General features: G+C 40.9%; 10 protein-coding genes. All 10 read right to left on the bottom strand.

Annotated features, from left to right (window positions below; genetic code table 11):
• On the bottom strand, positions 1–703 hold a 703-nt coding region (locus tag LD39_RS08660; protein WP_035545245.1), incomplete at its 3' end, for a polyprenyl synthetase family protein.
• Positions 700–939, bottom strand: coding sequence for an exodeoxyribonuclease VII small subunit (locus LD39_RS08655; protein ID WP_035545244.1), 240 nt, complete (start codon positions 937–939; stop codon positions 700–702). The genes LD39_RS08660 and LD39_RS08655, both read right to left, overlap by 4 nt.
• Entirely contained in the window at positions 926–2,281 is a 1,356-nt protein-coding gene (gene xseA / locus LD39_RS08650; RefSeq protein WP_035545241.1) for an exodeoxyribonuclease VII large subunit, read from the bottom strand. The genes LD39_RS08655 and xseA overlap by 14 nt, the downstream gene beginning before the upstream one ends.
• Positions 2,282–2,293: 12 nt before the next feature.
• A complete protein-coding gene (folD, locus tag LD39_RS08645; RefSeq protein WP_035545238.1) occupies positions 2,294–3,148 on the bottom strand; it encodes a bifunctional methylenetetrahydrofolate dehydrogenase/methenyltetrahydrofolate cyclohydrolase FolD in 855 nt (284 codons plus the stop codon).
• A 21-nt stretch (positions 3,149–3,169) separates the two neighbouring features.
• Positions 3,170–3,547, bottom strand: coding sequence for a transcription antitermination factor NusB (gene nusB / locus LD39_RS08640; protein ID WP_035545237.1), 378 nt, complete (start codon positions 3,545–3,547; stop codon positions 3,170–3,172).
• A 150-nt stretch (positions 3,548–3,697) separates the two neighbouring features.
• Positions 3,698–4,102, bottom strand: coding sequence for an Asp23/Gls24 family envelope stress response protein (locus tag LD39_RS08635; protein WP_035545235.1), 405 nt, complete (start codon positions 4,100–4,102; stop codon positions 3,698–3,700).
• Between the two features lie 17 nt (positions 4,103–4,119).
• The gene (gene accC, locus LD39_RS08630; protein WP_035545233.1) at positions 4,120–5,475 is read right to left on the bottom strand and encodes an acetyl-CoA carboxylase biotin carboxylase subunit; all 1,356 of its coding nucleotides are present in this window, start codon (positions 5,473–5,475) and stop codon (positions 4,120–4,122) included.
• Between the two features lie 15 nt (positions 5,476–5,490).
• The gene (accB, locus tag LD39_RS08625) at positions 5,491–5,997 is read right to left on the bottom strand and encodes an acetyl-CoA carboxylase biotin carboxyl carrier protein (protein ID WP_035545231.1); all 507 of its coding nucleotides are present in this window, start codon (positions 5,995–5,997) and stop codon (positions 5,491–5,493) included.
• A 371-nt stretch (positions 5,998–6,368) separates the two neighbouring features.
• Positions 6,369–7,456 (bottom strand): IS3 family transposase gene (locus LD39_RS08620; RefSeq protein WP_156112597.1). Its coding sequence is split into 2 segments (ribosomal slippage): positions 6,369–7,177 and positions 7,177–7,456, totalling 1,089 coding nucleotides; the frame shifts between segments, so codons are not numbered across the junction.
• Between the two features lie 110 nt (positions 7,457–7,566).
• The coding region (locus LD39_RS08610; RefSeq protein ID WP_035545224.1) for a SpoIIIAH-like family protein at positions 7,567–7,883 on the bottom strand (317 nt) is incomplete at its 5' end.

Below are 7,883 nucleotides of genomic sequence, written 5' to 3'. Positions count from 1 at the left end.
TCGGCTTGCCGATTTTTTCTGCATCTCCAATCACATCAAGAATGTCGTCTTGAATTTGAAAAATAAGACCGAGAGCATCTCCCATTTTTGTTATTTCCTTTAAGCTATTAGGAGTAGCCTCGCCGAGATAAGCTCCAGCAATAATGGAAAATCTCAATAACTGCCCTGTTTTATTCAAATGAATTTTCTCAAGCTCTTCGAGTGAGATTTCTTTATTTTCACTCAGCATATCCATCATTTGTCCTTCGACCATTCCGTTTGCTCCACTAGCTCTTGTAAGCTCCCTTACCAAATAAACCCTCTCTGTATCACTAAGGTGCGGATCTTCTACGATGACTTGTGAACTGAGAGTAAGTAATGCGTCACCGGCTAAAATAGCGGTGGCTTCATCAAAACGACGGTGATTGGTCGGGAAACCACGCCTAAAGTCATCATCATCCATAGCGGGAAGATCATCATGTATAAGTGAATACGTATGAATCATTTCAAGACTGCAAGCGACACCCAAGGCTTTTTCTTCGTCAGCACCGAAAGCTTCGGCGGTAGCTAATAACAGTATTGGCCTAAGCCGTTTACCACCTGCGTCGATAGAATAAAGAATTGCATCCTGCAGCCTTCCTGGAGATGTATAGTCTCGAACATAAAGCTTTAATTGTTCATTAATGAGTTCACGCTTTTGCGTTAGGTAATCAGCCAAACTCACGACTCTTCCTCCTGAATGGAAAACGGTTCGAACTCCCCATGCTCGTTCATAATTTGCTGCATTTGCTTCTCAACGTTTCCTAATTTTTCATTACAAATTTTGGAAAGTTTCATTCCTTCTTGATAATATTGAATAGCTTTTTCAAGAGGCACTTCTCCAGTTTCCAGCTTTTCAACTAAGCCTTCTAACTGTTCCATGGCTTCTTCAAAGCTGAGTTCTTCTTTATTCTCTGTCATGTTCATCCTCCTCTACATCCATCACCTTGCAATTAACCGAACCTCCATGCATTCTAAGAGAAAGTTGACTGTCTTTTCGGACCTGACTAACTTCCTTCAAGACTTCCCCCTTGTCAGAAAAAGGAATCGCATAACCGCGTTTCATGATGTCTAATGGATTCAAAAGCGATAACTTCTCCAAATTCACTCGAAACTCTTCTTGTTTGGACTTCCAAACGTCTTGAAACCTTGCTTGCAGTTGTTTTGTTTGACTTTGGAGCTGGTTACGCCCTTCTTTAATCTGAGCGTCAGGACCTTGTATTAAGAGACGATTATGCAAATGACTCATCTTTTCTTTCCTTTGAACATGCAGCATAGACATCTGCTTAGAAAGATTCTCCAGCAAGCGGTCAAGGTCTTGCTCTTTTTGTTTCATCAGTTGTTCCGGATATTTGAAGGCATACGACTTCTCAAGACGATTTAATCGCTGTTTACCTTCCAGATGTTTTGCTTCCATTGCCCTCATGATCCGATGCTTGAGTGTATGAACCTGGTCTCTCAATTCTACAATGGATGGGACAGCAAGTTCTGCCGCCCCGGTCGGTGTAGCAGCACGTATATCTGCAACAAAATCACTAATCGTTGTATCCGTCTCATGTCCTACTGCTGAGATAATGGGGATAGCTGATTCAGCAATCGCCCTTGCGACGATTTCCTCGTTAAAAGCCCATAAATCTTCTATCGAACCACCGCCTCGGCCTACAATAAGTACATCGGCATCCAGGTAGTTATTCGCGTATTCGATCGCTTTCACAATGGAACTCGCGGCCCTCTCACCTTGTACAAGGACAGGGAGTATCGAAACCTGTACAACAGGATACCTTCTGTTAATTGTAGTCAAGATATCACGTACTGCCGCTCCTGTTGGAGAAGTAATCACAACAATATGCTGGGGATATGTAGGAATCGCTTTTTTCCGCTCCAAAGAGAAAATCCCTTCTTTACCCAGCTTCTCTTTAAGCTGCTCAAATGCTAAATAGAGTGCTCCGATTCCATCAGGCTGCATATCTTGAATATACAACTGATATTGCCCCATCGGCTCATAGACATTGATTTCCCCTCTAACAAGCACATTCATGCCATTCTCGGGGGCAAATTTAATGCTGCGATTATTTCCTGCGAACATTACGGCAGAAATGCGAGCTTGTTCGTCTTTTAAAGAGAGATACATATGGCCGCGGCTATGGTGCTTAAAATTAGAAATTTCCCCCCTAAGCCAAACGTTTTTCAAATGCTGATCACTGGAGAGTTTTCTTTTTATATACTTCGTTAACGCTGTAACTGTAAGATATTGATCATTCACACAAAAATCCCCTTATTGATGATTGTGAATTCGCTTAGCCGCTTTAATTGTATTGTGAAGGAGCATCGTTATAGTCATTGGACCTACCCCTTTCGGTACGGGGGTAATATAAGAGGCTTTTTCACTAGCCGATTCAAAGTCTACGTCACCTGTTAGTTTTCCGTCTACTCGGTTTACACCGACGTCAATAACGACAGTCCCTTCTGAAATATCCTCACCAGAAATGAGCCCAGCTTTCCCTGCTGCTACAATTAATATATCCGCTTGCTTTGTATGCTCGCTTAAATTTTTTGTTCTTGAATGGCAATGGGTAACCGTTGCATTTTCATTTAGTAATAATTGCCCGACAGGCTTACCTACTAAATTACTGCGCCCAACAATGACGACATGTTTCCCTTCTATCGTGATGTTCGCACGCTTTAACATCACCATGATCCCATAAGGAGTACAAGGATAGAACGTCTCTTGACCTGTTAACAATCGGCCAACATTAATAGGGTGGAAGCCGTCTACATCCTTTTCAGGAGTAATGGTTTCAATAACTTTTTGATCCATAATGTGGTCTGGTAATGGCAATTGAACGAGAATACCATGAACAGTCTGATCTTGATTGAGTCGATCAATCAAGTTCAGGAGTTCTTGTTGTGAAGTTGATTCAGGAAGTTCGATTAAATCAGAGTCCAAACCGACTTTTTCTGACGCTCGCTGTTTTCCTTTTACATACGACATGGACGCAGGATCTTCACCGATGATGACGACAACTAATTTCGGATGGATGTCGTGGTGCTTTAACTCGCTAACTTCCTCTTTCATTTCTTGACGCAATTCTTCGGCTAATTGTTTCCCATAAATGACTTCAGCTGACATTCCCAATTTCCCCCTCTGTTTTTATACCATTTTGGATAGTACACCGTTGACGAATTTACCGGAATCTTCTTCTCCAAAAATCTTCGCAAGTTCTACGGCTTCATTAATGGCCACCTGATCTGGCACATCTTCTTTATACTTCATTTCATAAGCCGCCATTCGTAAAACTGTCTTTTCTACTTTTGGCAGGCGGTTGAACGACCAATTATCAAGGTTGTCTGAAATTCTTTTATCAATTTCATCTTGATGATTCATTACCCCGTGGACAAGGTCGTGTAGAAAAGCATCTACAACTGTCTCTTCTACTACATGATGAATGGCTTCGTCCGTTTCAATATCGTTGTTATTGATTTGGAATAAGGCCTGGAAAGCTTTCTCTCGGGCTGTACGTCGTTTCATGTTCATTCTCCTTTAAGGTAATATCCGTTTGCATAATAACATTTTACTATCATAAAAGCTATTCCCAATTAAAATGTCGCATTTATTAAATTGTTGTTCTCATAGAAAAAAGCCAGAAAGGGACTTCCCCCTCTCCGGCCTTATATATAATTATTGAAAATCTTCTAGTTCTACTTCTTCGTCCTTCGAGTCCATCTTCACGCCGACGACATGAACATTAATCTCATTAATTTCGAGCGCCGTCATGTTTTTTAGTGCCTGCCTCGTATTATCCTGGATTTTCTGAGCCGTATCAGGGATAGAGATACCATAATCCATAACTACATAAGCATCGATCAGTATACCGTCTTCAGTCAGTTCAACTTTAACGCCTTTGCCGTGATCTTTTTTCCCTAAGCGTTCAGCGACACCAGAAGCAAAGTTCCCTCGCATGGAAGCTACTCCGGCAACCTCAGAAACCGCAATGCCTGCAATTACTTCAATAACTTCAGGAGCAATCTCAATATTGCCAAGTGTAGACCCATCCGTCACATTCAACAATTGCTTTTCACTCATACTGACCACTCCTATTCTTATTCGTCTTTCATTATAGTATATTTCTCTAGGAACTTCGTGTTAAAGTCTCCGCCGACAAAGATATCATGTTCCATCATCCGCTGATGGAAAGGAATAGTCGTGTGCACTCCTTCGATGACAAATTCATCCAAAGCACGCCTCATACGTCTGATTGCTTCCTCACGATCTTTTCCGTAAGTAATCAACTTCGCTACCATTGAATCATAATAAGGCGGAATCATGTATCCTGGGTAGGCGGCGGAATCTACACGTACCCCAAGCCCGCCAGGCGGCAAATACATCTCAATCTTGCCCGCAGATGGCATGAAGTTTTTAAAAGGATCTTCAGCATTAATTCGGCATTCCATCGCCCAGCCTTCAAATTCAATCTCTTCCTGAGTGAAGGAGAGCTTTTCATTATTTGCAATCAATAGCATCTCTTTAATCAAATCTACGCCTGTAACCATTTCTGTGACAGGGTGTTCGACTTGGATTCGGGTATTCATTTCCATAAAGTAAAATTTGTCTTCTTCTTTATCGAAAATAAATTCAACGGTCCCTGCTCCTGAATAATTCACAGCAAGAGCTGCTTTGACAGCTGCATCCCCCATCTTTTCACGCATATCTTCGGAAATTGCAGGCGATGGAGTCTCTTCAATTAGTTTTTGAAGACGGCGTTGAATCGTACAATCCCGTTCACCTAGATGGACCGCATTGCCGTGATTATCAGCAAGTACCTGAATCTCAACATGGCGGAAGTTTTCGATGAATTTCTCGAGGTAGACTCCAGGGTTTCCGAAGGCTGTTTCTGCTTCTTGTTGAGTCATACGGATCCCCTTTTTAAGGTCTTCTTCATCACGCGCCACACGAATTCCTTTACCGCCACCACCAGCCGTTGCTTTAATGATGACAGGGTAGCCGATTTCTTTGGCTACTTTCAACCCTTCTTCTTCATTTTCAATGATTCCTTCAGAGCCCGGTACAATTGGGACTCCTGCTTCCCTCATCGTTTCACGGGCCACATCTTTCGTACCCATCTTCTGTATAGCGTAAGCAGAAGGTCCAACGAATGTGATATTACATTCTTCGCACATCTCTGCGAATTCAGCATTCTCCGCCAAAAACCCATATCCAGGATGAATGGCATCAGTTTCTGTCAACGTAGCAAGACTCATGATATTAGTGTAATTCAGATAACTATCTTTGCTTAATTTAGGACCTACACAATAAGCTTCGTCCGCTAACTGCACATGTAGAGCTTCTTTATCTGCTTCAGAATAAACCGCTACCGTCGCAATCCCCATTTCTTTACAAGCTCGGATTATACGGACAGCGATCTCCCCTCTGTTTGCAATCAATACTTTTTTAATCAAAAAACTCATCCCCCGTTATTTAGACTTTACGCGGAACAACGGTTGGCCGTACTCGACTAACTCACCGTCTTTGACAAGAATTTCGACGATTTCACCTGAAACTTCCGCTTCGATTTCATTGAATAATTTCATCGCTTCAACAATACAAACAACAGAATCTTCTTTTACTTCATCGCCTTTTTTGACGTAAGCATCCTGATCTGGTGATGGTGATTGATAAAATGTTCCGACCATCGGGGAAGTGATCTCTTGATCATAATCACTGCTGCTTTCCTCTTTTGCAGGAGCTTCTTGTTTTTCTGCCGGAGCTTCAGCTCGTTGTGGGCTCTCCTTGGCCGCTGGTTCTTGCTTAGGAGCTGCTTGTGGCTGTGCAGTCTCTTGAACTTTTACAGGTTCTGTAACTACTTGTCCCATTTGTTTTTTCATGGAAACCTTTGTTCCATTGGATTCATAACAAAATTCATCAATATTCGATTTGTCAATCAGTTTAATGATTTCACGAATTTCTTGTACCTTTAGCATGTCTGGCACCCCTTTATGTATAATTTCTTTTATAACTGGTACTAAAAACTCCTCTTAATATTCTACGACAGAATGGTACCAAACTGCAACTCGACTGATGTAAGCGTTACATTTTGACATATAGTATTCTCTAATATGGTTAACTTTCATACAGCACTAAAGCTTCCTTGTACAGTATTAACGAGATCTGAGATCCTATGTAGAGATAGTTGATAGGAGGGTTCAACTGCTTTCTCGATGATCATCTTTTCACTACGGAACCCCTATTAGCTTATGCCCTTAAACAGGAACTACTGAATAATGTGAAACCAACACAAAAAAACCTCCGATCAAATTGGAGTGACACAGTCAAATAAGACTAAATAAAACACCTAGGCTGCCATTGCTCTAAATTCAATTGGAGTATGGCAGTTTAGTTTTTTGAAAGGTCGACAATAATTATAGTAATACGATTTTAACATGGAGTGGAAGTATTCAATGACGGCATTATCAAAGCAGTTTCCCCGTCGGGACATGCTTGTGATAATGCCTCTTTTTTTGGCCTCTTCTTGAAATTCATAGGACGTGTACTGGGAACCTTGATCACTATGAAGGATCAATTTATACACATCACGCCCTTTACACGCTTTTCTCAACGTATCTATGACAAATGTTTTATCTTGTTTTTCACTAATGGAATAAGCGATGATTTCGTTTTTATATAAATCCATAATCGTTGATAAATATAACATCTTCTCTCCATATGGAAGGTAGGTAATATCTGTCACCCATTTCTCATTGGGCTTTGATGCATGAAAGTTTCGTTCTAAATAATTCGGTACGACGATCTTACTTTCCCCAGCTATATAGCTCTGTCTTTTAGGTTTTACACGGCATTGAATATGATATTTCTGCATGATTTTTTGAACCGTGTTTCGATTCACTTTCATATGGTGTTCCTTACGTAAGAGGTCACGGACCATCCGGTGACCAACTCTAAATTTCAACTCTTCACAAATGGTTATGATGATCTTCTCCAGTTCCGATGGTCCCCATGACTTTCCCCGCCAACGATAATACGTAGCCTTCGCTACACCAAAACATTCACATATCGTTTTCACGGTATATTTGTGCTTAAATACTTCTACGATTTGGATGAATACTTCTGGAACCACTTCCTTTCGATTTCCTGGTACTTTCCCAATAGTTCTTCACGCATTTCGTAATAAGCAATCTTTTTCTTCAATTTTATTAGTTCATTTTCGTCTTCTGGCCCTTTTCCATAAGCATATTGTTTACCTAAGGGTTGAGCGAAACGATGACTTTCCCCATTCCTAAACCACCTCATCCACGTTTTAATTTGTGACTTATTCTTGATCCCAAACATATCCATCAACTCTTGATTCGTGTGAGTGCCCTCTAGTTTTAATTGAACAACTTTCTTCTTTACTTCTTCAGGATAATGAACTCTTTTACCCATAAGAAAAACACCTCCATGTGTAAGTAGTGTTACAACTTTGAAGGTGTTTTATTAAGTCTCAATTAATTAGGTCACTCTAAATAGATCAGAGGTTTTTAGACTGCAAAGAGTTAGTTTATCGGTTGGAATTGGACTTGTACCTGTTTCTGTCCAAATTCATCTGAGACCATCTGGATGATTTGGTTGGTCTCTGTTTTGGAAAGCTCATCTGCCATCACAGTCACATGGACTGTATCCTCCTCAGAACGCACAAGGACATCATCATAGGCAGCACTGGCACGGATAGTGTTTTCTAAGATGGATTCTTTCGATTGAGTCTCTTTCAATGTTTCAATCTTTTCAAGTGCTTCATTCTTTTCTTCAGTTGTAAAATTACTGGAAGCTACAATATCAGACAACTGCTCCTGCATCTGATCGCGTTCGTTTT

It is taken from the genome of Halobacillus sp. BBL2006, from assembly GCF_000786645.1.
In the GTDB taxonomy this organism is placed as follows: domain Bacteria; phylum Bacillota; class Bacilli; order Bacillales; family Halobacillaceae; genus Halobacillus.
This window is presented reverse-complemented; position numbering and strand designations above follow the sequence as displayed.